The sequence below is a fragment of the Streptomyces sp. NPDC048506 genome (assembly GCF_040651315.1).
GTDB lineage: Bacteria > Actinomycetota > Actinomycetes > Streptomycetales > Streptomycetaceae > Streptomyces.
Genome location: NZ_JBEZIX010000023.1, coordinates 33574 through 59025 on the forward strand (window position 1 = coordinate 33574; position 25452 = coordinate 59025).

General features: G+C 73.0%; 19 protein-coding genes. 6 read left to right on the forward strand and 13 right to left on the reverse strand.

What is annotated here, in order from left to right; genetic code table 11:
* Positions 1-164 precede the first annotated feature (164 nt).
* The 3 genes from eccE to AB0C96_RS19985 all read left to right on the forward strand — a co-directional run bounded on the left by eccE (position 165) and on the right by AB0C96_RS19985 (position 5286).
* A complete protein-coding gene (gene eccE, locus AB0C96_RS19975; RefSeq protein ID WP_362918993.1) occupies positions 165-1394 on the forward strand; it encodes a type VII secretion protein EccE in 1230 nt (409 codons plus the stop codon).
* Entirely contained in the window at positions 1394-2239 is an 846-nt protein-coding gene (locus tag AB0C96_RS19980) for a hypothetical protein (protein WP_362918994.1), read from the forward strand. The genes eccE and AB0C96_RS19980 overlap by 1 nt, the downstream gene beginning before the upstream one ends.
* Positions 2240-2565: 326 nt before the next feature.
* Positions 2566-5286, forward strand: a complete 2721-nt coding sequence (locus AB0C96_RS19985) for an SCO5717 family growth-regulating ATPase (RefSeq protein WP_362918995.1) — start codon at positions 2566-2568, stop codon at positions 5284-5286.
* Between the two features lie 878 nt (positions 5287-6164).
* Here AB0C96_RS19985 and AB0C96_RS19990 read toward each other — a convergent pair.
* From AB0C96_RS19990 to rimP, 9 genes are all read right to left on the reverse strand, one after another.
* Positions 6165-7112: a bifunctional riboflavin kinase/FAD synthetase gene (locus tag AB0C96_RS19990; protein ID WP_362918996.1), complete on the reverse strand. Its 948-nt coding sequence runs from the start codon at positions 7110-7112 to the stop codon at positions 6165-6167.
* A 192-nt stretch (positions 7113-7304) separates the two neighbouring features.
* Complete coding sequence (locus AB0C96_RS19995; RefSeq protein WP_362918997.1) at positions 7305-10973, reverse strand: hypothetical protein; 3669 nt, start codon at positions 10971-10973, stop codon at positions 7305-7307.
* 231 nt (positions 10974-11204) lie between these two features.
* Positions 11205-12134, reverse strand: a complete 930-nt coding sequence (truB, locus tag AB0C96_RS20000) for a tRNA pseudouridine(55) synthase TruB (protein WP_362918998.1) — start codon at positions 12132-12134, stop codon at positions 11205-11207.
* Positions 12131-12586, reverse strand: coding sequence for a 30S ribosome-binding factor RbfA (gene rbfA, locus AB0C96_RS20005; RefSeq protein ID WP_362918999.1), 456 nt, complete (start codon positions 12584-12586; stop codon positions 12131-12133). Before rbfA ends, truB begins: the two co-directional genes overlap by 4 nt.
* Positions 12587-12651: 65 nt before the next feature.
* A complete protein-coding gene (locus AB0C96_RS20010; protein ID WP_362919000.1) occupies positions 12652-12945 on the reverse strand; it encodes a DUF503 domain-containing protein in 294 nt (97 codons plus the stop codon).
* A 199-nt stretch (positions 12946-13144) separates the two neighbouring features.
* The gene (gene infB, locus AB0C96_RS20015) at positions 13145-16225 is read right to left on the reverse strand and encodes a translation initiation factor IF-2 (protein ID WP_362919001.1); all 3081 of its coding nucleotides are present in this window, start codon (positions 16223-16225) and stop codon (positions 13145-13147) included.
* Positions 16226-16399: 174 nt separating this feature from the next.
* On the reverse strand, positions 16400-16681 hold the full coding sequence (locus tag AB0C96_RS20020) for a YlxR family protein (protein WP_362919002.1): 282 nt from the start codon (positions 16679-16681) through the stop codon (positions 16400-16402).
* 138 nt (positions 16682-16819) lie between these two features.
* Entirely contained in the window at positions 16820-17812 is a 993-nt protein-coding gene (gene nusA, locus AB0C96_RS20025; protein WP_362919003.1) for a transcription termination factor NusA, read from the reverse strand.
* Positions 17813-17814: 2 nt separating this feature from the next.
* Complete coding sequence (gene rimP, locus AB0C96_RS20030) at positions 17815-18366, reverse strand: ribosome maturation factor RimP (protein WP_362919004.1); 552 nt, start codon at positions 18364-18366, stop codon at positions 17815-17817.
* A 169-nt stretch (positions 18367-18535) separates the two neighbouring features.
* On the opposite strand from rimP, the gene AB0C96_RS20035 reads away from it, so the two are divergent.
* The 3 genes from AB0C96_RS20035 to AB0C96_RS20045 all read left to right on the forward strand — a co-directional run bounded on the left by AB0C96_RS20035 (position 18536) and on the right by AB0C96_RS20045 (position 20645).
* Positions 18536-19030, forward strand: coding sequence for a hypothetical protein (locus AB0C96_RS20035; protein WP_362919005.1), 495 nt, complete (start codon positions 18536-18538; stop codon positions 19028-19030).
* Between the two features lie 66 nt (positions 19031-19096).
* A complete protein-coding gene (locus AB0C96_RS20040) occupies positions 19097-19651 on the forward strand; it encodes a ferritin-like domain-containing protein (RefSeq protein ID WP_362919006.1) in 555 nt (184 codons plus the stop codon).
* Between the two features lie 82 nt (positions 19652-19733).
* Positions 19734-20645, forward strand: a complete 912-nt coding sequence (locus tag AB0C96_RS20045; protein ID WP_362919007.1) for an aminoglycoside phosphotransferase family protein — start codon at positions 19734-19736, stop codon at positions 20643-20645.
* Positions 20646-20705: 60 nt separating this feature from the next.
* Here the strand turns inward: AB0C96_RS20045 and AB0C96_RS20050 are convergent, their stop codons facing one another.
* From AB0C96_RS20050 to ispG, 4 genes are all read right to left on the reverse strand, one after another.
* Positions 20706-22415, reverse strand: a complete 1710-nt coding sequence (locus AB0C96_RS20050) for a proline--tRNA ligase (protein ID WP_362919008.1) — start codon at positions 22413-22415, stop codon at positions 20706-20708.
* Positions 22416-22505: 90 nt separating this feature from the next.
* Positions 22506-23042, reverse strand: coding sequence for an N-acetyltransferase (locus tag AB0C96_RS20055; RefSeq protein WP_362919009.1), 537 nt, complete (start codon positions 23040-23042; stop codon positions 22506-22508).
* A gap of 80 nt (positions 23043-23122) precedes the next feature.
* The gene (locus tag AB0C96_RS20060) at positions 23123-23968 is read right to left on the reverse strand and encodes a GNAT family N-acetyltransferase (protein WP_362919010.1); all 846 of its coding nucleotides are present in this window, start codon (positions 23966-23968) and stop codon (positions 23123-23125) included.
* Between the two features lie 169 nt (positions 23969-24137).
* Positions 24138-25295, reverse strand: a complete 1158-nt coding sequence (gene ispG / locus AB0C96_RS20065) for a flavodoxin-dependent (E)-4-hydroxy-3-methylbut-2-enyl-diphosphate synthase (protein WP_362919011.1) — start codon at positions 25293-25295, stop codon at positions 24138-24140.
* Between the last annotated feature and the right edge of the window lie 157 nt (positions 25296-25452).

A 25452-nucleotide genomic window follows, 5' to 3' on the forward strand; every position in this document is an offset into this window, starting at 1 on the left:
GGGGGATGTCCAGCGCCACCAGGGCTCGACGCCGCAATGGGCGGCAACAGCAGCAACAACCGTCCGCTGCACCGCAGAACGCGGGAAACGCTGGCCAACACGGCACAGCTCCGGGCAACAGAGGAAATGGCGGCCGGGGTTCCGCGGCCCGCCCGGCCGGTCCGGTGGCACCGCGGCTGCGCCAGCAGGCGGGGACGATCGGCGGTGTCCGCGTCCAGCAGCTGGCCATCATCGAACTCGCCGCCGCGCTGGTCCTGGTGGGCCTGGCGATCCATCACCCCGTCGCGGTGACCGTGGCAGCCGTGATCGCGGTGGTGCTGGTGGTCTTCGCGCTCGGCCGGCGACGCAAGATCCCGCTGCCGGAGTGGATCACGACCGTCCGCGCGATGAAGCAGCGCAGCAAGAACAGCGGCGCCGCGCTCGCCGCCACGCAGGGCGTCGACCCGGCGCTGGCGCCCGTCGTCGAGTGCGAACCGGCGCTGCGCACCTTCGAGTACACGACGGAGTCGGACCAGCGCGCCATCGGGTTCGTCGGCGACGGTACGTTCCTGACGGCCATCGTGCAGGTGGATGCCCGTGACGAGCCGCTGCGGCCGCAGCGCGGCAGCCACATGCTGCCGCTGGAGGTGCTGCACACCGCCCTCGACATCGAGGACATCCACCTCGAATCCGTACAGTTCGTCCAGTACACCCAGCCGGCGCCGGCGCCGCACCTGCCCGAACAGGCCGTCGCGGCCCGCTCGTACGCCCCGCTTCAGGCGCAGTCCCAGACCCCGGGTGTCCAGCTGACCTGGATCGCGCTGAAGCTCGACCCGGAGCTGTGCTCGGAGGCCATCGAGGCCCGCGGCGGCGGGCTGGAGGGCGCCAAGCGTTCGCTGCTGCGCGCCGCCGACCAGCTGGTCAGCCGGCTGACCGCGCACGGCGTCCGGGCACGGGTGCTCAACGAGCGCGAGGTCGTGGCCTCGATCGGCACCGCGGTGTGCGTCAGCCCGCGGGCCGCGAACGGCGCGATGGGGCGGGACGGCCGGGCGGGACGGCGCACGCAGGAGACCACCCGGGCGATGCGCTGCGACGACCGTTGGCACTCCACGTACTGGATCGGCCGGTGGCCCCAACTGGGCCAGGGCGGCGCGCCGTTGGCGGCCATCACCCAGCTGCTCACCAGCACCAGGGCGATGGCCAGCACCTTCGCGCTGACCGCCACGCACGGCGGCGGCCGCGCCCCGGCCATCTCGGGCTACGTCCGCCTGTCCACCCGCAGTGAGAACGAACTCTCCGCCGCGCAGGACGAGTTGGAGCGTCGTTCCGGTTCCGTGAAGGTCGGCCTCGTACGGCTCGACCGCGAACAGCTGCCCGGCCTGCTGGCCACGCTCCCCCTCGGAGGTACCCGCTGATGGCCTCGCCCACCTATCAGCCCCGCGTCAACGCCAGCAGCGACGGCTGGCGCAACCCCCCGCTGTCCAGCACCGGCGGGGGCGGCAGGCTCTCGCACCAGCCGCGTCCGGAGGAGGAGCAGTCCGGTCCGACCGGGCCGAAGCCCAAGCCGGGTTACGGTCTGCGCGGCCCGCGGCGCAGCCCGCACGTGCTGACGGCCGAGTCGCTCGCCTCGCTGACCCTGCCGGTCGGTGACGACGGCGTGATCATCGGCATCGACCCGCAGAACCAGCCCGCCGTGCTGAGCCTGCTGCGACCCACGCCGATGGAGGTCGTGCTGGTCGGCAGCATGTGGATGGCGCAGGTGCTGGCGCTGCGTACGGTCGCCACCGGCGCCCGGGTCGCGGTCGAGACCGCCCGTCCGCCGGCCTGGGGGCAGATGGCGCAGAGTGCGGGCGGCGGACAGCAGTGCGTGTCGGTGCACGACGTGCGTCAGATCGCGCCCCAGGGACCGTCGGTTTCCAGCCCCGTGCTGGTCGTCCGGGACATGGGTGCTCGGCCGCCGCGCAATCAGCTCGCCCCGAGCCCCTGGCAGTCGGTGCTGACCGTGCTGCCGTTCCTCGGGCCGCGCTCACCGCAGATGCTCAGCCGGGCCGATCTGGTCGGCCTTCAGCGCCTCTCCCCCGAGGAGGCGGAGGTTGTGACGCGAATCATGCGGCTGCCGGAGCAGGTCGGCGGGGTGCTGCCGACGCTGAGCGACAACGCCATGCTGTGGTGCCGGCGTGACGGTGGCCACCAGTTCGTCATGACCCAGCCGACCGAGGCGGAGACCAACCTGCTCGGCGGGCCGCGCCGAATGGACTGACCGCACCTGCGGGCCGGTTGACCGTGCGGACCATGCGCGGACGGCCGGCCCCGGGCACCACCTCACGGGCGCATCTTCGGGTGCGCCCGTAGGTGTGCCGAAGGGGCTTGAAGACGACATGACATCGACTGCCGTTATGGGCCGACTCTTGATTAGGCTGTGTGGGAGAGCCGGAGGAGCACGGCACGACGGCAGCCGATACGGGGATGGAGACAGTTAGTGTTGGCGCAACCCCGGGTGGTGTGTTCCGACTTCCGATACATCCGAACGATCCGCCTGTATCCGGTCCTGCCGTTCAGGTGCGTTGCAGTACACCAGGAGGCACAGTGAACGAGCAGGAGGCTTTCCGTCCGGACGGAATCGATCCTGACGACGACCAGTCCGAGTTCGACCTGACCGGCGAATTCAAGATCGATTTTGCCGCGCCGGCCTGGTACGCGAGCAGCGACACCAGTGGCGGCGGCACGAGCACCGCGGCTTCTCCTGCGCCTTCGCCCACCGCTCCGCCGGCCGCGCAGCAGCCCCCCGGGCCGCCCACCGGCCAGCCGCTGTCGGGGCCTCCTCAGGGCGCGCCGGTGCCCGGGGTTCCGCAGCAGGGCGTACCGGCTGCACCGGCGCCGGCGCCGGTCGATGCCACACCGCCCGGATTCCCGACGCTGCGCCCGCAGGACGGCGCCAACGCGCCGGCCGCCGCCGCGTCCCCGACCGCTCCGGAGGCCCCCGCGGAGGCCGCACCGCCCGCGAAGGACGCCTCCGACATCGGCAACAGGCGTTCCGGCTCGGGTGTCGACCCGTCGGCGTCGCTCTGGGACGACGACGATGATGACGACACGGACGCGGAGTCCGAGGCGTCGCCGGCGTCCGCGCCGGAGGCCGCACCGGCACCGCAGCCGGAGGCCACTGCTCCCCAGGCGCCCGTCGAGGGCGCTGCGCCGGCCGCTCAGGGCGCTCCGCAGGCCCAGCCCGCACCCGAGGCCGCCGCGCAGGGCGCGCAGCCCGTACCGGCCGCTCAGGCCCAGCCGCAGCCGCAGCAGGGCGTGCCGCAGCAGACCGTTCCGCAGCAGCACGGTGCACCGCAGCAGGCGCCGGCTCCCCAGGGTGTGGCCCAGCAGGCGGCCCCCCAGCAGGGCGCTCCGTGGGGCGCGGCGGCGGAGGGCCAGCAGCAGGGCGTGCCCGGACAGGGTGCACTGCCGCCGCTGCCACCGGAGTTCCAGCCCGCGGACCCGCGGATGGCCCAGGCGCAGCAGCAGGCCGGCCAGCAGGTCCCGACCCAGCACCCGCAGCAGGCCGCGCAGCACCCGCAGCAGGCCCAGCAGCAGGCCGGCTATCCGCAGGGGCAGCCGCAGCAGCAGGCCGGATACCCGCAACAGCAGCAGGGCGTGCCCGCGCAGCAGCAGCCGGCGTACGGCTATCCGCAGCCCGGGTACGGCTACCCGCAGCAGAGCCAGCAGCAGGCGCCGCAGCAGCCCAACGCGGCCGCGCAGCAGCCCGCTTACGGCTACCCGCAGACCGCCGCGCAGGGCGGCTACCCGCAACAGGGCCAGCAGGCCCAGCCCGGGTACGACCAGCAGCAGGCCGCCCAGGCCCAGCAGGCGGCACAGGCGCAACAGGCGGCGCAGGCCCAGCAAGCCCAACAGGCAGCGCAGGCCCAGCAAGCGGCACAGGCCCAGCAAGCAGCGCAGGCCCAGCAGGCTCAACAAGCCCAGCAGGCGCAGCAGTACCAGCCGCTCCCCGGGCAGCAGTACGGCGACCCCAACGCGGCGGCCAACTACGCGTCGTACTCCCAGCCCGGTCAGCAGCAGCCGCAGCAGCGGGCGGCTCCGGGCGCGCCGCTCGGTTACAGCGCGGCCGTCGAGCTGACCTCCGACCGGCTGCTGCGCAACCAGCCCAAGAAGCGGAAGCCGGGCGCCAACGCCCAGCCGTCCAAGTTCAAGCTGGGCGCGAAGAAGGAGCAGGAGGAGCGGCAGCGCAAGCTGGAGCTGATCCGTACGCCGGTGATGTCGTGCTACCGGATCGCGGTGATCAGCCTCAAGGGCGGTGTCGGCAAGACCACCACGACCACGGCGCTCGGCTCCACGCTCGCCTCCGAGCGGCAGGACAAGATCCTGGCGATCGACGCCAACCCGGACGCCGGCACGCTCGGCCGACGGGTACGCCGCGAGACCGGTGCGACCATCCGTGACCTGGTGCAGGCGATCCCGCACCTGCACAGTTACATGGACATCCGCCGGTTCACCTCACAGGCCCCCTCGGGTCTGGAGATCCTCGCCAACGACGTCGACCCGGCCGTTTCGACGACCTTCAACGACGACGACTACCGGCGGGCGATCGACGTCCTCGGCAAGCAGTACCCGATCATCCTCACGGACTCGGGCACCGGTCTGCTCTACAGCGCGATGCGCGGAGTGCTCGACCTCGCCGACCAGTTGATCATCATCTCCACCCCGTCCGTGGACGGCGCCAGCAGCGCCAGCACCACCCTGGACTGGCTGTCCGCGCACGGATACGCCGACCTGGTGCAGCGTGGTATCACGGTCATCTCCGGTGTCCGCGAGACCGGCAAGATGATCAAGATCGACGACATCGTGTCGCACTTCGAGACCCGCTGCCGCGGGGTGGTGGTCGTCCCCTTCGACGAGCACCTCGCCGCCGGTGCCGAGGTCGACCTCGACATGATGCGACCCAAGACCCGCGAGGCGTACTTCAACCTCTCCGCCCTGGTGGCCGAGGACTTCGCGCGGGCCCAGCAGGCGCAGGGGATGTACCCCCAGCAGCAGATGGGCGGCGACCCGTACGCGCAGCAACAGCAGTACGCCCAGCAGGGCCAGCCGCACCAGGCGCAGCCCCAGCAGGGTCAGCCCCAGCACGGGCAGCCGCAGCACGGGCAGCCGCCGGCCGGCTACCCGCCGCAGCAGGGCGGCTGGACCCAGCAGCCGGCCCAGCAGCCGCCGGCCCACTGGCAGCAGCAACAGCCGGCCCCGGACGCCCCGCAGCCGGAACAGCCCGGCCTGGCTCCGGGCTGGCAGCAGCAGCCGCCTCCGCAGTGAGAACGGCTCAGCCGTCACGGTAGAAGGGGCGTGGCCCGGCACTCGTGAAGTGCCGGGCCACGCTCGTTCTCGCGTCATCCCGCTTGGCGTCTTCAGGCATCGGGACGTCTTCAGGCATCGGGACGTCTTCAGGCATCGGGACGCCATCACACATCGCGTCATCCTGTATCACGGCATACCTCGAAAGAGTGAACAACTCTCGGCCGAACTCCCCCTGAATCCAGTCGAGTTGGCGCGCCTGCCGGTCGGGAGGGAAGTGCGGCCGGTGCCGTCGGCGCTGCAACTGCCGCGGGTGCCGGGCGGGATGGCCGTACCGCGGCAGGACGCGCTTGCCGGCGCTGACGGGACGCACATGCCGCCCGCCGGGTGAGGCGTCGTGCCGGCTGCTGGGGGAAAGCGCCACCGCACCACATACACCCGCCCACCCCCCGAAGGGGGGTGGGCGGAGGGGAAAAACCAAGGCGGAGGAAAAACCAAGGCGGGGAGGGGAGAACAACGCGGGGGAAGAGAGAACCAAGGCGGAGGGGAGAACCAAGGCAGAAGGAAAAAACCAAGGCAGAAGGAAAATTCAAGCCGCAAGAAACCCAACCGGCGAAAACCCAACCGGAGTCAAAGCCTCAGCCGCCCTCGGCCCGCCCCGCCCCGCCACAGCGCAAGCCCCGACATCGCCACCACAGCGCAAGCCCAGACGCCGCCACCACCGCACGAGCCTTCACCCCCACCACAGCACGAGCCCCGGCCTCGTCACCACAACTCGAGCCCTCATCCCCCACCACGGCGCGCGCTCAACCCGCCACCCCGGTGCGAGCCCTCACCCCCACCACGGCGCGAGCCCCGACCCCCTACCCCAGCGCGAGCCCCTACCCCAGCGCGAGCCCTCACCCCGCCGCCGCGATCAACCCCCGTGCCAGCTTCACGTCGACCGCCATCCGCTCCAGCAGCGCGTCGAGCGTGTCGAACTTCTCCTGGCCGCGGATGTAGGCCAGGAAGTCCACGCCGACGTGCAGGCCGTACAGGTCCAGGCCGACACGGTCGATCGCATACGCCTCGACGGTGCGGTCCTTGCCGTCGAACTGCGGGTTGGTGCCGACCGAGATCGCGGCCGGCATCGCCTCGCCCTCGACCTGGAGCAGGCCCGCGTAGACGCCGTCGGCCGGGACCGCGGTGTGCGGGAGGGTCTCGACATTGGCCGTCGGGAAGCCGAGTTCGCGGCCGCGCTGGGCGCCGCGCACGACGACGCCCTCGACGCGGTGCGGCCGCCCGAGGACCTCCATCGCGCCGGCCACCTCGCCCGCGGCGACCAGGCGGCGGGCGAGTGTGGAGGAGAACGCCTCGCCGCCGCCCGCGGTGCCGCGCTCGTAGAGGTCGATGACCTCCACGGCGTAGTCGTAGGTGCTGCCGAGCTCGGTGAGGGTGGCGACGTTGCCGGCGGCCTTGTGCCCGAAGCGGAAGTTGGGGCCCTCGACGACGACCTGCGCACGCAGCTTGTCGACCAGCACCTTGACCACGAAGTCGGCCGGCGCCAGCTTCGAGAACTCCTTGGTGAACGGGAGGACCAGCACCGCGTCCACGCCCAGCTCGGCCATCAGCTCCGCACGCCGGTGGTGCGGCGCGAGCAGCGGCGGGTGGGTGCCGGGCCGTACGACCTCGCTCGGGTGCGGGTCGAAGGTGACGACCACCGCCGGTATCCCCAGCTCGCGGGCGCGCTCGACGGCCTTCCCGATGATCAATTGGTGGCCGCGGTGCACTCCGTCGTACGAGCCGATGGTGACGACACTGCGTCCCCAGCCCGCGGGGATGTCCTCCAAGCCACACCAGCGCTGCACTGTGCCCGCTCCTCGCCCGAACTCTGGTCAGTTCCTCGCGCCACGTCGGCATGGCGCACGTCTAAGACTGCCATGCCCCAGCAGGTGCTACGCGCGAAGGGTGGCTCAGGGGGCCGTGCAGTGGATCTTTGCGGCACGTGGGCGGGCCCCGCCACCAGGCCGGGGCCGATAGTCGACGGCGCCGGTACCGGGTCAGCTCCTGCGGCAGCCGGCGAGCGTGGCCCGGGCGCTCGGTCCCACCACGACCGCCCACTCCCCCGGCTCGGCCGCCAGCCAGTCCTGCACCCGGCTGGCGAAGCCCGGCACCCGGCGGCCCAGCTCCACCAGCGCCCGGTCGAAACAGGCCGCGCCCTCCGGCGTACGGATCAGCAGCATGCCGGTGCGGTGCACCAGCTCCCGGGTGCGGTCCCCCGGCCGCCGCTCGGCTCCCTCGGCGGCCGCCCGCAGCAGCGCCTCCAGTACCCGGGTGTCCCGGCCGCCGTCCGCGTACGCGCCGTGCGGTGCCGCGTCCGTGTACGAGGCCTCGCGCGCCAGCAGCACCTCCAGCAGCTCACGGCGGAGCGGGGCCGAGTCCCCGGATCCCGGCTCGGCCAGCACGGCGGCGAGCGCGCAGCGGACCGGCGCGGGGTATCCGGTGAGCAGCTCCACGGCGAGCGGGCGGAGCGTGGCGCGGGCGGCCGGGCCGCGGTCCAGGCGGTGCGCGAGGTACTCCGCGACCGGGCGGGCGGCGCGGTCCGGGCACTGTCCGGCGTAGGCGCGGACGAGAGCGGCGGCGCGGGCGGCGAGCTCGGGCGCGTCGAGGCGGGCGAGCAGCCGCATCAGGGGTCCCGCCACCGGCGGCCCCTCGCCGCCGGTCAGTCGGGCCCGGAAGGCGGCCAGCACCAGCGCGGGGTGGTCCGCGAGGGCGTCCGTGAAGGCCGTCGGCGGCAGCTGGGGGTCCCCTGCCACGAAGCGGGCCAGCGCCCGGTCCAGGAAGCGCGGGCGGCTGGCCGGATCGCCGATCAGCAGGGCGAGCGCGGAACCGTGGTGCGCCTCGTCGCCGGGCCGGGAGAGCAGGCGGAGGGCGGCCTGGCGCAGCAGCGCGCGGTCGGTGGCAGCGGTGGCGTGCGGCGCCACGCGCAGGCCGTAGGTCACGGCGGCGAGGCGGCGCTGGGGGCACTCGTCGTGCGCCCAGCGGTCGACGGCCCGGCACATGGCGGACGGCTCGTCCTCGGCGAGCGCGTCGAGCAGTTCGTCGCCCTTGGGGTGTGCGACGGACACCAGCGCCTCGGTGAGCTCGTCCAGTGCCGGGCGGCGGTGGGTGTGCAGCAGGGCCTGGGCGGCACCCGCGACGGTGATCTCGTCGGGGATGGCGGGTGCCGGGTGGGCCCGGTCCGCGGGCGCGGTGCCGGGGCGTTGGAGGGGGCGGGGGTCGTCGAACCAGGTGCACAGCAGCGGCTGGATCCGGCCGGGGTCGCAGCTCAGCAGGGCGGCCGCGGCGTCGAGGAAGCGCGTCGGGCAGACGGCGGCCGGCTCCTCGCGCGCCGCGGGGGCGGGTTCCCCGGGGGCGGGGTGGACGCGGACCCGGGGCGGGCGGGCGAACGGCGGACGGGCGCCGCGCCGTCGCTCCGCTCCGGCCGGCGGACCGTCGGCGGGCAGCAGACGGCGCAGCAGCTCCAATCGATCCTCGTCCGGCAGTGCCAGCCGCTCCCAGAACCACGGTCCGAAGGCCACCAGGCCGGTCCGCGGGAACCCGCCGGCCCGCAGCGAGCGTTCGGTGATCCGGTCGGCGAGCAGCCGCAGCACGCCCGCGTACGGCCGGGCGTCGGGGACCCGGAGCAGCACCCCGGCCAGCACCTGGGCGGCCCACCGGCGGCCGTCGGCGTCCCGGCCGCCGGCGTCCCGGCCGCCCGCGTCCTCGGCGGCGGTCGCCAACGGCACCAACTCGGCCAGCCGAAAGGTCAGTTGCACCGTTCCCCTGCGCCGGGCGAGCAGCAGCAGCCCATGGACGGCCGGCCCGAAGCGGTCCCCGCCGGGGATGGGCAGCAGATCGGCGTCCGCATGGGCGCCCTGGAGCCACTCCGCGAACTCCTCGTGCACGAAGCGGTACCCGGGGCCGGCGGCGACCAGCAGCCCCTCGGCGAGCACCGCGGCGGCCCAGCCGGCCCCGGGCGGGAACACCTCCTCGAACGACGCGCGGTCCAGCGCGCCCGGGCCGGAGGTCAGGGCGCGACGGGCCGCCTCGTGGACCTGGCCGGCGACCTGGGCGGCCAGCCGGCGCACCGCGGTGCCGCGCGGCACGGGTCGGTGGTCCGCGGCGATCCGCAGGGCGATGCGGAGGCACACCAGGTCCAGGTAGGCCTCGAAGATCTGGTGCCGGTCGGGGGCGCCGATGCCCACCGGTCCGTCGGCCGCCGGCGCGGCCCCCGCGTCGTCGAACAGCGCCGCGCCGACCTCCGCGAGCAGCCGCAGGGCGAGGGGGTGGCGGGCGTCGGCGGCGGCCGGTGCGCCGGGGGGCAGGCCGTAGCGGCGGCGGGCGAGCTCCGCCGCGCCGTCGGGCAGGTCGCCGATGCCGGTGCAGGCGGGCAGTCCGGGCACCGGTCGGAGCGGGCGGTGCAGCAGACCGGGCGGGAAGAACGCGCCGGCCCGCTCCCAGTACCCGGGGCGGCAGGCGATGACCAGCCGCACGCCGGCGGTGCGCAGCCAGTCGGCGGTCGCGGCGGTCCAGGCGGCCAGGCGCTCCCGTTGCGCCAGTTCCGCCGGCATCTCCTCGGGTCCGTCGAGGAGGACGAGCAACGGACGGCCGGCCGCGGTCGCGAGCCGGGCCACCGCGTCGGGGGTGACCTCGGTCGGGTCGCCGACGGTGCGGCCGGCCGCGGCGAGGGCGCCGCCCGCGGCGCACAGCGCGCGCCCCACCGCGGTACGCACGCCGTCGTCGTCGGACCGCAGCTCCGCGCCGCGCAGCCGGACGACCGGTGCCGGGTCCGGGCCCGCCGCCCGGCCGTCCGCGAGCCGGACCAGCTCGGTGCTGCGCCCGGTCCCCGGCTCCCCCACCAGCGCCAGTACGCCGGGCCCGGCACCGTCCGTGAAACGGGCGAACTCCTCGGCCACCTCCGGCCGTTCGACCGGTTCCCGTCCTCGTGGGAGCCGCTCGGCCGGGCCGGTGCGGACCGCGGTGAGCCGCAGCAAGCCGGCCTGGTTGAGCTCGCTGCCGTATGCGGGGACGGTGCGTGCGTTGCGGTCCAGCAGGGTGGCGAGGGCGCCGCGGGGCGCGGCCTCGGCGACCGCGCGCAGCGGGATCGCGAAGCCGCCCGCCCGGCGTCCGGAGTGCAGTGCGGTGCCCAGCACGCCGAGGACCGCGCCGGTACGGGCGTCCAGCACCGGACCGCCGATCGCCGGGCCGCCCAGCCGCAGCGCCTCCCGGCCGCCCGCGCACAGCCCCAACTCCAGCGTCTCGTCGAGCAGATGGACGCGGTCGGTGGCCGTGTACGTCACCCCGGTGCCCGGTCCGACGACCGTGCCGTCCAGCCAGCCGCCGGCCCACAGCCGGGCGCCGGTGCCCGGCTGTGGACGGCCGGTGGCGACGGGCAGCGGGACGAGCCGGCGCAACCGGTGGTCGTCGCTCCGTACGAGGGCGAGTCCGGTCTCCGGAAGGGGGGTGATCGAGGCGGGCTCCACCGGGCGGCTCCATCCGGCGCCGCCGGACGTGCCGCCGCTCGTGGCCATCGGCTGGAGCACCAGCCGCTCCGGTCCGTCCACCGCCTCGTGGCTGGTGACGACCGTGCCCTCGTGGTCCACGAGGAACCCCGTGCCGCGCGTCCGACCTGCCAGATCGCGGATGCGTACCAGTGCCGCGTCCGCGTCGGCATCCAGCAACGCCATTGCCGATCCTCCCCGCCTGTCCCGTCCTTCGACGGTAGGCAGGTGGTGATCGTCGCGGGAGGGAGCTCTGGGAACGCGCCCCCGTCCGCGCCTTGATTCACTCCGAGCGCCTCACCGAAGGAGTGAATGCTCCGGGATCGCTGGATAGAGATCCATTGGAGGGGGATGGTGGAGCGCGGACCGCCGCTCGCTCGCGCCGGGCGGCCCGCGTTCCACCACCTTCCTGCGGCCTCAGATGGCGAAGACCGCCAGGCTCTTCGCCTTCCCGCCCTGGTTCTCCACCAGTGCCAGGAACGCGCCGTCCGGCCCGAAGGCGGCGACCGGGCCGTCGCCCTCGAAGCGCGGCATGGCGATCCGCGCACCGTTCAGCAGTAGCCGGGCCTGCGCCTCGGTGACGTCCCAGCGGGTGAACGCCGCCTCGGCCGCCTCCCCGATCGGCATGACGGGCAGCCCGCCGCCCTCGGGGTCGTCCACCGCGGCCTGCAACTGCTCCAGGGTGCGCGCCCGGTCCAGCTTGTACGGGCCGACCCGGGTGCGGCGCAGCGCGGTCAGATGGCCGCCGACGCCGAGCCCGGCGCCCAGGTCACGGGCGAGGGCCCGGATGTAGGTACCGGAGGAGCACTCGACCGAGACCAGCAGGTCGGTCACCGGCGTGCCGTCCTCGGCCTCGGTCTCGTGCGCGGAGTGCACCACGAACGAGGAGACGGTCACCGGGCGGGCCGGGATCTCGACGTCCTCGCCCTGGCGGACCCGCGCATAGGACCGCTTGCCGTCGATCTTGATGGCGCTGACCTTGGACGGGACCTGCATGATCGCGCCGGACAGCTGCGCGACAGCGGCGTCGATGTCCTCGCGGGCGAGGCCGTGCGCCGCCTTGGACGCGGTGATCTCGCCCTCGGCGTCGTCGGTGATCGTGTTCTGCCCGAGCCGGATCGTGCCGACGTACTCCTTCTCCGTCAGCGCGAGGTGGCCGAGCAGCTTGGTGGCCCGCTCCAGGCCCAGGACGAGCACGCCCGTGGCCATCGGGTCGAGGGTGCCGGCGTGCCCGACCCGGCGGGTCCGGGCCATACCGCGCATCTTCGCCACCACGTCGTGCGAAGTGAAACCGGACGGCTTGTCGACGATGACCAGCCCGCCCGGCTTGTTGCTCTGACGCTTCATTCTGCCGCGGTGCCCTCGTCGTCCTCGTTGTCGCCGGGCTTGCGGTACGGGTCGGCTTCGCCGGCGTACTGGGCTCCGGAGGAGACCTCACGCACCTTGGCGTCCGAGGCCCGCGCCTTGTCGAGCAGGTCCTCGATCGTCTTGGCGGTCTCCGGCAGGGCGTCCGCCACGAACGACAGCGTCGGCGTGAACTTCGTGCCGGCCGCGGCGCCCACCGCAGAGCGCAGGATGCCCTTGGCGCTCTCCAGGCCGGCGGCGGCGCTGGCGCGCTCCTCGTCGTCTCCGTAGACCGTGTAGAAGACCGTAGCCTCCCGCAGGTCGCCGGTGACCCGGGTGTCCGTGATGGTCACGTGCGAGCCGAGCCGCGGGTCCTTGATTCCGCGCTGGAGCTTCTGGGCGACCACCTCCCGGATGAGGTCCGCCAGCTTCTTCGCCCGCGCATTGTCGGCCACTGGTCCGTCTCCTTCTTGTCTTCCACAATTGTGCTTCCACCGGCGGCGCCCCGCCCGTGACCGGGTCAGTCTTCGTCGCCGTGCAGCCGTCGGCGTACCGACAGCAACTCCACTTCGGGCCGTGCGGCGACCAGGCGCTCGCAGCGGTCCATGACTTCGGTGAGGTGCCCCATATCCCCGGACACCACCGCCAGGCCGATCCTGGCCCTGCGGTACAGGTCCTGGTCCCCGACCTCCGAGACGCTGACCGCGTACTTGCGGTGCAGCTCGGCGACGATCGGGCGGACGACGGAGCGCTTCTCCTTCAGCGACCGTACGTCGCCGAGAAGCAGGTCGAAGGACAGCGTCCCTACGTACATGCAAGCCGGGTCAAGCCACCCGTGGGGCCTTGGGGGTACCACCCGGCGTTGGCCGGGGGCGTGTGTCAGTTCGAACCGTACACGCAACGGCCGGGGCCGATCGACGGAGTTTCTTCCGCCGATCGGCCCCAGCCGGCCGCCCGTCGCCCGACCACCATTCCTGGTGGACCGAGCGACGCACGGGCTGTGATCCGCGTGATCAGCCGCGCGGCTTCTCCCGCATCTCGTAGGTCGCGATGACGTCGTCGACCTTGATGTCGTTGAAGTTTCCGAGGTTGATACCGCCCTCGAAGCCTTCGCGGATCTCGGTGACGTCGTCCTTGAAGCGACGCAGGCCCTCGATGTTGAGGTTCTCCGCGATGACCTTGCCGTCGCGGATGAGGCGGGCCTTGGTGTTCCGCTTGACCTCGCCGGAGCGGATGAGAACACCCGCGATGTTGCCCAGCTTGGACGACTTGAAGACCTCGCGGATCTCCGCCGTACCGAGCTCGACCTCCTCGTACTCCGGCTTCAGCATGCCCTTGAGGGCCGCCTCGATCTCCTCGATCGCCTGGTAGATGACCGAGTAGTAGCGGACGTCGACGCCCTCGCGCTCGGCCATCTGCGTGGCGCGGCCCTCGGCCCGCACGTTGAAGCCGATGACGATCGCGTCGGAGCCGGACGCCAGGTTGATGTCGGTCTCGGTGACCGCACCGACGCCGCGGTGCAGCACGCGGATGTCGACCTCTTCGCCGACGTCGAGCTGGAGCAGCGAGGACTCCAGGGCCTCGACGGAACCAGAGGCATCGCCCTTGATGATGAGGTTGAGCTGCTGGACCTCGCCGGCCTTGAGCACCTTGTCCAGGTCCTCCAGGGACACCCGACGGGTGCGCTTGGCGAAGGCGGCGTTGCGCTCGCGCGCCGCGCGCTTCTCGGCGATCTGGCGGGCCGTACGGTCCTCGTCGACGACCAGGAAGTTGTCGCCGGCGCCCGGGACGTTGGTCAGACCCAGGACCATGACGGGGGTCGACGGACCCGCTTCCTCGACGTTGTTGCCCTTGTCGTCGAACATCGCACGGACCCGGCCGTACGCGTCACCGGCGACCATCGTGTCACCGACGCGGAGGGTACCGCGCTGGACGAGGACGGTGGCCACGGCGCCGCGGCCGCGGTCGAGGTGCGCCTCGATCGCAATACCCTGCGCGTCCTGCTCGGCGTTGGCCCGCAGGTCGAGCGCCGCGTCCGCGGTGAGGACCACGGCCTCCAGCAGGGAGTCGATGTGCAGACCCTGCTTGGCGGAGATGTCGACGAACATGGTGTCGCCGCCGTACTCCTCAGCCACCAGGCCGTACTCGGTCAGCTGACCGCGGACCTTGGTCGGGTCGGCACCCTCGACGTCGATCTTGTTGACCGCAACCACGATCGGCACGTCGGCCGCCTTGGCGTGGTTCAGGGCCTCGATCGTCTGCGGCATGACACCGTCGTTGGCCGCCACCACGAGGATCGCGATGTCGGTCGACTTGGCACCACGGGCACGCATGGCGGTGAACGCCTCGTGACCGGGGGTGTCGATGAAGGTGATGCGCCGCTCTTCTTCGTTGACCTCGGTCGCGACCTGGTAGGCACCGATGTGCTGGGTGATGCCACCGGCCTCGCCCGCGATGACGTTCGTCTTGCGGATGGCGTCGAGCAGGCGGGTCTTACCGTGGTCGACGTGACCCATGACGGTCACCACCGGCGGACGGGAGACCAGCATCTCCTCGCCGCCCTCGTTCTCGCCGAACTCGATGTCGAAGGACTCGAGCAGCTCGCGGTCCTCCTCCTCCGGGCTGACGATCTCGACGACGTAGTTCATCTCGTCGGCGAGCAGCTGGAGCGTCTCGTCGGAGACGGACTGGGTCGCGGTGACCATCTCGCCCAGGTTCAGCATGACCTGGACCAGCGACGCCGGGTTGGCGTTGATCTTCTCCGCGAAGTCCGTCAGCGAGGCACCGCGCGACAGGCGAACCGTCGCACCGTTGCCGCGCGGCAGCATGATGCCGCCGACCGACGGGGCCTGCATGGCCTCGTACTCCTGACGGCGCTGCCGCTTCGACTTGCGGCCACGACGCGCCGGACCGCCGGGACGGCCGAACGCGCCCTGCGTGCCACCACGGCCACCGGGGCCGCCGGGACGACCGCCGAAGCCGGGACGGCCGCCGCCACCACCGAAACCGCCGCCACCGCCAGCACCGGGGGCGCCGCCACCGGGACGACCGGCGAAGCCGCCGCCACCCGGACGACCGCCGCCGCCACCGGGACGACCAGCGAAGCCGCCGCCGCCACCCGGACGACCGCCGCCGCCACCGGGACGACCGGCACCGCCGGGACCGCGGCCGCCGCCACCGGGGCCGGGACGCGGGCCGGCAGCCGGACGCTGCGGCATCATGCCCGGGTTCGGACGGTTACCGCCGCCGGGACGCGGGCCGGCGCCGCCGGGAGCCGCACCCTGCGGACGGGGCATACCACCGGGGGTCGGACGCGCGCCGCCCTGGCCCTGGGGACGGGGGCCACCCTGGCCGCCGCCCTGCGGACGCGGGCCGCCGGGGCCACCCTGGCCGCCGGGGCGCGGAGCGCCACCGGGACGGGGGGCCTGCGGACGGGCCATGCCCGTGGAGCCACCGGAGGTGAAGGGGTTGTTGCCCGGACGCGGACCGGACGGACGCGCGCCGGGGCGGGGGCCCTGACGGTCGGCGCCGGGGCGCGGGGCGCCGGAGCGGCCCTGGCCGCCCTGGCCGGGACCGGGAGCCGGACGGCCCGGACGCGGACCGGGGGCGGCGCCGGGACGGGGTGCCGACGGGCCTGCGGGCGCAGCCGGCGGTGCCTGGAACTCGGGCTGCGCGGGGGCGGCCGGAGCGGGCTTGGGGGCCGCGGGGCGCGCCGGGGTGGGGCGCGGACCCGGGGCGGGGGTGCTCTTGGGGGCCGCGGGGGCCGGTGCCGCCTCGGAGGCGGCGACGGGCGCCGGGGCCGCGGGGCCCGGCTTGGGGGCGCCCGGCTTCGGGGCAGCAGGACGGGCCGCCTGCGCCGGAGAGGGCGCCGACGGCTTCGCGGGGGCCGACTTGCGCGGCGCCGCGGGCTTACCGGCGGCGCGGCCACTGCCGCTGCCTGCCTGGAAAGCGTCAGTCAGCTTGCGAACAACCGGCGCCTCGATCGTCGAGGACGCCGAACGGACGAATTCACCAAGTTCTTGGAGCTTGGCCATGACGACCTTGCTCTCAACGCCGAACTCCTTGGCGAGTTCGTATACCCGGACCTTAGCCACTTCGCTCCTTCTAGGTCCGGGGTGTCCACCGGACCGTCGCTACTTCATGGGCGTACTCATCGCGTACTCATCGAGTGCTCATCGCAATCTCGACCTACTTCCGACTCGCGAGGTACCTGACCGCACGGTTTTCCGTGCGCTGTGCGTTTCTTGCTGTGCTGTAGTGCAACGGCTTCAACCAGCGCCCCGCTCGACGAGGTACCGGCGCAAGTCCGTCGTGTCGAACGGTCCCCGGCCCCGGAAGGCCCGGGGGAACGCCCGGCGGCGAACCGCCAGATCGAGGCAGACCAGTGTGGGATGCACGTAAGCACCCCGGCCGGGCAGCGTACCGCGAGGATCGGGGGCGCACTCACCCTCGACCTGCACGATGCGCAGCAAATCGCCCTTGGCCGCTCGCTCCCGACATCCCAGACATGTGCGCTCAGGGCATGCGCGGGCATGCGTCCGGCCAGACACTGCTTAAGTCTACCTCCCCGCACCGACCGGACCCCGTTGGGGTAAAGGCCGGGGCACTCCTCAGAATTCCCGGCGGACCGCGGCGGCACCACCGATTTTTCCGGTGCGCCGCGGACCCGCCGACTACCGTGGGTTTCCTCAGCCCTGCGGTGCGTGCTGCTCGGTGTCCGGCCGGATGTCGATCCGCCAGCCGGTGAGCCGCGCCGCGAGCCGGGCGTTCTGCCCTTCCTTGCCGATGGCCAGGGACAGCTGGTAGTCGGGGACGGTCACCCGGGCGGAGCGCGCCGCCAGGTCCACGACCTCGACCTTGCTGACCCGGGCCGGCGACAGCGCGTTGGCGACCAGCTCGGCCGGGTCGTCCGACCAGTCGACGATGTCGATCTTCTCGCCGTGCAGTTCGGCCATCACGGCCCGCACCCGGCCGCCCATCGGGCCGATGCACGCGCCCTTGGCGTTCAGCCCCGAGCGGGTGGACCGCACGGCGATCTTCGTCCGGTGCCCGGCCTCGCGCGCGATGGCGGCGATCTCCACCGACCCGTCCGCGATCTCCGGCACCTCCATGGCGAAGAGCTTCTTCACCAGATTGGGGTGCGTGCGCGAAAGCGTCACGGACGGCCCGCGGACGCCCTTGACCACCCGGACGACGTACGACCGCAGTCGCGTCCCGTGCGCGTAGTCCTCACCGGGGACCTGCTCCTGCACCGGCAGGATGGCCTCCAGCTTGCCGATGTCGACCAGGACGTTCTTGGGGTCCTTGCCCTGCTGGACGACGCCGGTGACGACATCGCCCTCACGTCCGGCGTACTCGCCGAACGTGATCTCCTCCTCGGCGTCCCGCAGCCGTTGCAGGATGACCTGCTTGGCGGTGGTCGCCGCGATCCGCCCGAAGCCGGAGGGGGTGTCGTCGAACTCGCGCGGCTCGGCGCCCTCCTCCAGGTCCTCCGGGTCCTCCTTGGCCCACACCGTCACATGGCCGGTGTTGCGGTCCAGCACCACGCGCGCCCGCCGGCGGCTTCCTTCGGTGCGGTGGTAAGCGATGAGGAGGGCCGACTCGATCGCCTCGACCAGCAGGTCGAACGAGATCTCCTTCTCCCGCACCAGCCCCCTCAGGGCACTCATGTCGATGTCCACGGCTACGCCTCCTCCTTGTTCTCGTCGTTCTCGTCGATCTTCTCGTCGTGCTGTGCGTCGCGCTTGTCGGACTTGCGGCTGAACTCCAGCTCGACGCGCGCCTTGGCGATCTCGTCGAAGGAGACCCGGCGGGCGGTCGGCTTGCGGCCCTTGACGCCCGGCACCTCGAGATCGAGCCCGTCCTCGTCGACGGCGGTGATCCGGGCCACCAGCTCACCGCCCCCTGCCTCGGCGGTCAGTTGGGCCTTGATGAGGCGGCCGGTGGCGCGGCGGTAGTGTCGCAGCTCGGTCAGCGGCCGGTCGGCGCCCGGCGAGGTGACCTCAAGGGTGTAGGGGGCGCCGCCCATCGCATCGGAGTCGTCCAGGACCTGGGAGGCCTCGCGGCTCAGCTCGGCGCACTCGTCCAGCTGGACACCCTCGTCGGAATCGACCACGATCCTCAGCACCCGCCGCTTTCCCGCCGGTGTCACCTCGATCTCTTCCAGATCCAGGTCTCGCGCGGCGACGAGCGGTTCAAGCAGTCCGCGCAGCCTCTCGCTCTGGGTGGTGCTCATCCGGGTGACTCCTCGGCCGCGTGTGCTGTTGTGGTTGGATCGCGTGTCGGGTCAAAGCCTATCTGTTCCGGCGGGGTACTGACGATTCGGTGGGCGGTCACGGATACTCTCGCCTGCGGTGATCACGACGAAAGACCCCGGGAAGTGCAACGTGCCGAAAGTGGCGCTCATGCGCAGAAGGACCCTGCTGACCGGCGCCGCCCTCGGGGGCGCGGCGCTGCTCACCGGCTGCTCCGAGAGCGACGGCCCCGCCCGGGCCGAGCACTCCGACGCCGCTGACCGGCTGCGCCGGCGCGCCGCCCACGACAGTGCGGCCCTGCTCGCGCGCTACGACGCGACGCTGGCCGCGCACCCCGCCCTGGAGGAGCGGCTGCGCCCGCTGCGCTCCGAAGTGGCCCGGCACGCCCAGGCGTTCACCGATGACGGTGCCGCGCCCTCCGCCAGCGGCACCCCGTCCAAGGCACCGGCGCACCCGGCGCACGCACCGGCGGTACCCGAGGACGAGAAGGCCGCCCGGAGCGCCCTGGCCGACGCGGAACGCGGGCTCGCCGACGCCCGGGCCCGGGCGCTGCTCACCGCGCCCCCCGAGCTGGCCCGACTGCTCGCCTCGGTGGCCGCGTCCGGCGCGGCCCATGCCTACCTGCTCGCGGATCCGGCCGGGTGACGGCCGCCGGATGACGGAACGCGGCACGGCACGACGGACGGCACCGACCAGCGAAGGGGCGCACCCATGAGCGCACGGACGGCTCACGACACGAAGAAGCAGCGAAACAACGAGGACGGCCGGGACAGTCGGGACGGCCCGGACGGTCAGGACGGCCAGGACGAGCTGACAGCGGTACAGGCGGCCCTGGCCGCCGAGCACGCGGCGGTCTACGGCTACGGCGTGGTCGGCGGCCGGATCGCCGCCGACCGGCGCGCGGAGGCGACGGCGGCTTACGACGCCCATCGCGCGCGCCGGGACGTACTGCGCCGCGAGGTGCGTGATCTGGGCGGTACGCCACAGGCCTCGGCCGCCGCGTACGAGTTGCCCTTCCCGGTCCCGGACGCAGCCGCCGCGGTGCGTCTGGCGGCGGAGCTGGAGGACCGGCTGGCCGCCGTCTACGCCGACCTCGTACGGGCCGGTGGCCGGGCCCGGCGCACGGAGGCGGCCGCCGCGCTCCGGGAGGCGGCGGTGCGGGCGGTGCGCTGGCGCGGCAGCGGCGTAGCCTTCCCCGGGCTCGTGGAGCGGGCCGCGGCCGCCGCTCCGTCCGGCTCCGCGAGCGCTTCCGCGGGCGCGCTCTGAACGACCGGCGACCCCGCCGCAGAGAGACGAGCTGGGTACTTGCAGAATTCTGCAATTGCCCAACTGAAGGGACAGCTCAAGCATGGCAACGGCACCCATCGAACCGCCGCAGCGGTTGGTGAGTTCGCTGAGCGGCGATCCGGACGGCCTCGCGCAGGAGTGGTTGCGGGAGCTGCCGACGCTGGTTCAGCAGCTGCTGGACGCCTGGGAGCTGACGCTGGAACGGGTGCACGCCCCTGGTGGGCGCAGCAGCCTGTTGGCCCTCGTACACCGGGCGGACGGCGCCCCCGCGGCGCTGAAGGTCCCGGTGCCGGGGCGGCTTTCCGGGCAGGAGGGCGCCGCGCTGACGGCCTGGGACGGCTGGGGCGCGGTGCGGCTGCTGCGGTCCGACGACGCGAGCGGCGCGCTGCTGCTGGAACGCCTGCACGGCGCGGTCTCGCTGCGCTCGCTGCCGGAGGCCAAGGCGCTGCTGGAGGCGGCGGGCACGGTGCGCCGGCTGTGGGTGCCGCCGGCCGAGGGGCACCCCTTCGCGACGCTGCTCGGGCGTACCGAGGAGGCGGTGGAGGCGCTGCGCACGGCCGGGGCCCACGCCCCGGCGGCCGGGCCGCTGATGGACGAGGCGGTGGAGCTGCGACGCGCCCTGCCGGCCGACTCCGGCGAGGAGTTCCTGCTGCACGGCGCCTTCCGGCAGGGCAAGGTGTTGGCCGGCGAGCGGGCGCCCTGGCTGGCCATCGGCCCGTCGCCGGTGGTCGGCGAGCGGGCGTACGACCTGGCGGCGCTGGTGCTGGACCGGTTCGAGGACCTGATGGCCGGTTCCGGCGCGGCCCCCGCGGCCCGCCGCCGGGTGGCCAAACTCGCCGACTCCCTGGACGTGGACCGGGACCGGCTACGCGCCTGGACGCTCTACCGGGCGGTCGACACCGGCGTGGCCGAGGTGGCCTCCGGCGACCGTCAGCGCGGCGAGCTGCTGCTGGAGTTCGCGGCCTGGCTGTAGCGCAGGGCGTACGGGCCGGCCCGGGGCGAGCGCCCCGGGCCGGCCCGTACGCCACGGGTGTCAGGCGCCGAGCCTGGCGACGGCCTCCTCGACCGTCAGCTCCTCGCGCTCACCGGTGCGACGGTCCTTGACCTCGACGACGCCCTCGCCGGCGCGCCGCCCCGCCACCACGATGGTCGGCACGCCGAGCAGCTCCGCGTCGGTGAACTTCACGCCCGGCGAGACCCCGGCGCGGTCGTCGACCAGCACCCGCAGGCCCGCGGCGCCGAGCCGCTCACCGAGCTCCAAGGCGAGTTCGGTCTGGGTGGCCTTGCCGGCCGCGACGACGTGGACGTCGGCCGGCGCGACCTCGCGCGGCCAGCACAGGCCCTTGTCGTCGTGGGTCTGCTCGGCGAGCGCGGCCACCGCACGGGAGACGCCGATGCCGTACGAGCCCATGGTGACCCGGACCGGCTTGCCGTTCTGGCCGAGGACGTCGAGCTCGAAGGCGTCCGCGTACTTGCGACCGAGCTGGAAGATGTGGCCGATCTCGATGGCGCGGTCGATCTTCAGGCCGGTGCCGCACTTGGGGCAGGGGTCACCGGGCTCGACGACGACCACGTCGAGGTACTCGTCGACCTCGAAGTCCCGGCCCACCACGACGTTGCGGGCGTGCTTGCCCTCCTTGTTGGCACCGGTGATCCAGGCCGTGCCGGGGGCGACCCGGGAGTCGGCGATGTACCGGAACGCCTTGCCGGCCAGACCCTGCGGGCCGACGTAGCCGCGGACCAGCTCCGGGCGGTCGGTGAAGTCCTCGGCGGTGACCAGCTCGACGGTGGCCGGTGCGAGGTGCTCGCCGAGCTTGCCGAGGTCGACCTCGCGGTCGCCGGGCACGCCCACCGCGACGATCTCGCCGTCGACCTTGACCAGCAGGTTCTTCAGGGTCGCGGAGGCCGGTACGCCGAGGTGCTCGGCGAGCGACTCGATGGTCGGGGTGTCGGGGGTGTCCAGCTCCTCGACGGGGCCGTGCGCGGAGCCGTCGACGGGCTCGACGGCGACCGTCACGGCCTCGGTGTTGGCGGCGTAGTCACAGTTCGGGCAGTCGACGAAGGTGTCCTCACCGGCCGCGGCGGGCGCCAGGAACTCCTCGGAGGCGGAGCCGCCCATCGCGCCGGAGACGGCGGAGACGATGCGGTAGTCCAGGCCGAGCCGCTCGAAGATCTTCCGGTACGCCTCGCGGTGCAGCGCGTAGGACTGGGCCAGGCCCTCGTCGCTGGTGTCGAAGCTGTACGAGTCCTTCATGTGGAACTCGCGCCCGCGCAGCACGCCGGAGCGGGGGCGGGCCTCGTCGCGGTACTTGATCTGGATCTGGTAGAGGATCACCGGCAGGTCCTTGTAGGACGTGCACTGGTCCTTGACCGTGAGGGTGAAGATCTCTTCGTGCGTGGGGCCGAGGAGGTAGTCGGCGCCCTTGCGGTCCTTGAGGCGGAAGAGCAGGTCGCCGTACTCCTCCCAGCGGCCGCTGATCTCGTAGGGCTCCTTGGGCAGCAGCGCCGGCAGCAGGACCTCCTGGCCACCGATGGCGTCCATCTCCTCGCGGACGACGCGGGAGACGTTCTCCAGGACCTTCATGCCCAGCGGCAGCCACGTCCAGATGCCGGCGGAGGAGCGGCGGACGTACCCGGCGCGGACAAGCAGCTTGTGGCTGGCGGTCTCGGCGTCGGCCGGGTCGTCGCGCAGCGTCTTGATCATCAAGCGGGACATGCGCTGGACCTGTGCGGCGTTGGCCATGGGAGTTTCTCCTGCGTAAGAAAGGTGACTCCCTGGAGGTTAGCCGCCCGGGTGTGGCACAAGGAAATGCGTTCCACCCCGAACGGGCACTCAGGGGCGCTTCAGCGGCAGCGGCGCGCCCATGACCGCGTACGGCGTCGGAGCGCTCGGAAACAGCACCCGGCGGGCGATGTCCTGGTAGCCGAGGGAGCGGTAGAGGCCGCGCGCCGGGCTCTCGACGTCGATGGCGGACAGGATGGAGCGCGGCTCGGCCGCCTCGTCGGTGATCCGGGTGATCAGCGCCCGCCCGATGCCGCGGCCCTGGTAGGCGGGGTGGACGTGCAGCTCGGTGATGGTGAAGGAGTCGTCGAGCCAGTGGTCGAGGCCCGCGCTGTGCAGATAGGGCTCGACGACGGTGGACCACCACTGGGTGCGGTCGTTGGGCATGCCGTAGACGAATCCGACGAGCCGGCCGGCGGGGGTGGTGGCGCCGAAGGCGCGCGCTCCGGGGCAGCCCAGGTGGCGCAGCACGATGTGCCGGCGGACGGCGACCTCTTCGTCGCTCAGTCCGAACGCGAGCGCCTGGACGGCGAGCGCGTCATCCACGCGGGCAGCGAGATCGAGGGGGCCGACCGCGACGTCATCCATGCTCGGAGCGTACAAGGCGACGGGCCGGAACAGTACGCGGGCGGCGGGTCCGCCCCCGGTGGCCCCGGCTCCGCGGCGGGTCAGAACAGCACGCTCATGAACGCGCCGACCTCCTCGAAGCCCACCCGTCGGTAGGAGGCGCGGGCGGCGGTGTTGAAGTCGTTGACGTAGAGGCTGACGACGGGGGCGACGTCGCTGAGCGCATAGCGCAGGACGGCCGCCATACCGGTCTCCGACAGGCCCTTGCCCCGGTGGGCGGGGTCGACCCAGACGCCCTGGATCTGGCAGGCGTGCGGGGTGGCGGCGCCGATCTCGGCCTTGAAGATGACCTTGCCGTTCTCGACGCGGGCGAAGGAGCGCCCGGATCCGACGAGTTCGGCGACCCGCGCTTGGTAGAGCAGTCCGCCGTCGCCGGCCATCGGGGAGATGCCGACCTCTTCGGTGAACATGGCCACGCACGCCGGCATGATCAGGTCCATCTCGTTCTTGCGGATCCGCCGGACGTACGGGTCGGGGGCGATCTCGGCGGAGGGCGCGGTGGTGACCATCAGCGGCTGGTGGGCGCGGATCTCGCGGGCGGGCCCCCAGTACGGCTCCAGGAGCGACCAGAGCTCGGCGGTGGGGCCGGCCGGACCGACGATGGAGGAGCAGCGGCGGCCCTGGCGGCGGGCGCGCTCGGCGAAGCCGCGGACGGCCTCGGAGGTGGCGCAGACCGGGACGAGGTTGGCGCCGGCGTAACAGAGCGATTCCAGCCGTCCGCCGACGTACCAGCCCCACATCTCGCCGCCCAGCCGCCAGGGGTCGAGTCCGGCCACCTGGACGCGGGCAGCGACGAAGGCGTTGGCGACCGGGTCGCGGTCGAGGACCGCGAGCGCGTCGTCGAGCTCCCCGGGCTCAAGGACCTTGATGGAGGTGGTCGTCAGCACGTGTCGGAATGCCTCACCGTTACGGGCCTGGGAGGCCAGGCGGGAGCAGGTCTTGGCACTTTACCTCCAGCTGTGCGGGAGCACCCGGCCCGCAGGCTGCGCGGACCTGCCCGGACGCCGGCGAGCCCCGCGGCCCGGGCGGGCGGCGGGGCTCGTGGACGCGGGTGGCTCAGCCGGCGGCGGTGACGACCGGCTCGCCGGAGGCGATGCCGTCGGCCTCCATCTGCGCGGCGATCTTCAATGCCTCTTCGATGAGGGTCTCCACGATCTTCGACTCGGGGACGGTCTTGATGACCTCGCCCTTGACGAAGATCTGGCCCTTGCCGTTGCCGGAGGCGACGCCGAGGTCGGCCTCGCGGGCCTCGCCGGGACCGTTGACGACGCAGCCCATGACGGCGACGCGGAGCGGCACCTCCATGCCCTCCAGACCGGCGGTGACCTCGTCGGCGAGCTTGTAGACGTCGACCTGGGCGCGGCCGCAGGACGGGCAGGAGACGATCTCCAGCCGGCGCTGGCGGAGGTTGAGGGACTCCAGGATCTGGATGCCGACCTTGACCTCCTCGGCCGGCGGTGCGGACAGCGAGACCCGGATGGTGTCGCCGATGCCCTCGCTGAGCAGCGCACCGAAGGCGACCGCGGACTTGATGGTGCCCTGGAAGGCGGGGCCGGCCTCGGTGACGCCGAGGTGGAGGGGGTAGTCGCACTGGGCGGCGAGCTGGCGGTAGGCGTTGACCATCACGACCGGGTCGTTGTGCTTGACCGAGATCTTGATGTCGCGGAAGCCGTGCTCCTCGAAGAGGGAGGCCTCCCACAGCGCGGACTCGACGAGCGCCTCGGGGGTGGCCTTGCCGTACTTCTGGAGCAGGCGCCGGTCCAGGGAGCCGGCGTTCACGCCGATCCGGATGGGGGTGCCGGCCTCCGAGGCCGCCTTGGCGATCTCCTTGACCTTGTCGTCGAACTGCTTGATGTTGCCGGGGTTGACGCGGACCGCGGCACAGCCGGCGTCGATGGCGGCGAAGACGTACTTCGGCTGGAAGTGGATGTCTGCGATGACCGGAATCTGGGACTTCCGGGCGATCACCGGCAGCGCGTCGGCGTCGTCCTGGGTCGGGCAGGCGACCCGGACGATCTGGCAGCCGGAGGCCGTCAGCTCGGCGATCTGCTGGAGCGTCGCCCCGATGTCGGACGTCCGCGTCGTCGTCATCGACTGCACCGAGACCGGTGCGTCTCCGCCCACGGCGACCGAACCGACGTGGATCTTGCGGCTGACCCGGCGGTCGGCAAGCTTGGTCGGTACGTCCGGCATTCCCAGCGAAATGGCAGTCATCTGGCGAGCAACCCCAAGGTGTGGATCAAGGCCCCGTGTCGGCGGGTTCCGGCTTCCGAGGTTACGGCACCGGGGTTGCCATAAGCACATCGCTCCCCGGCGGCCCCCCGGCGGCCCCCCTAAAGAGAGCGGCCGGACACCTCCAAACGCCGCGGAG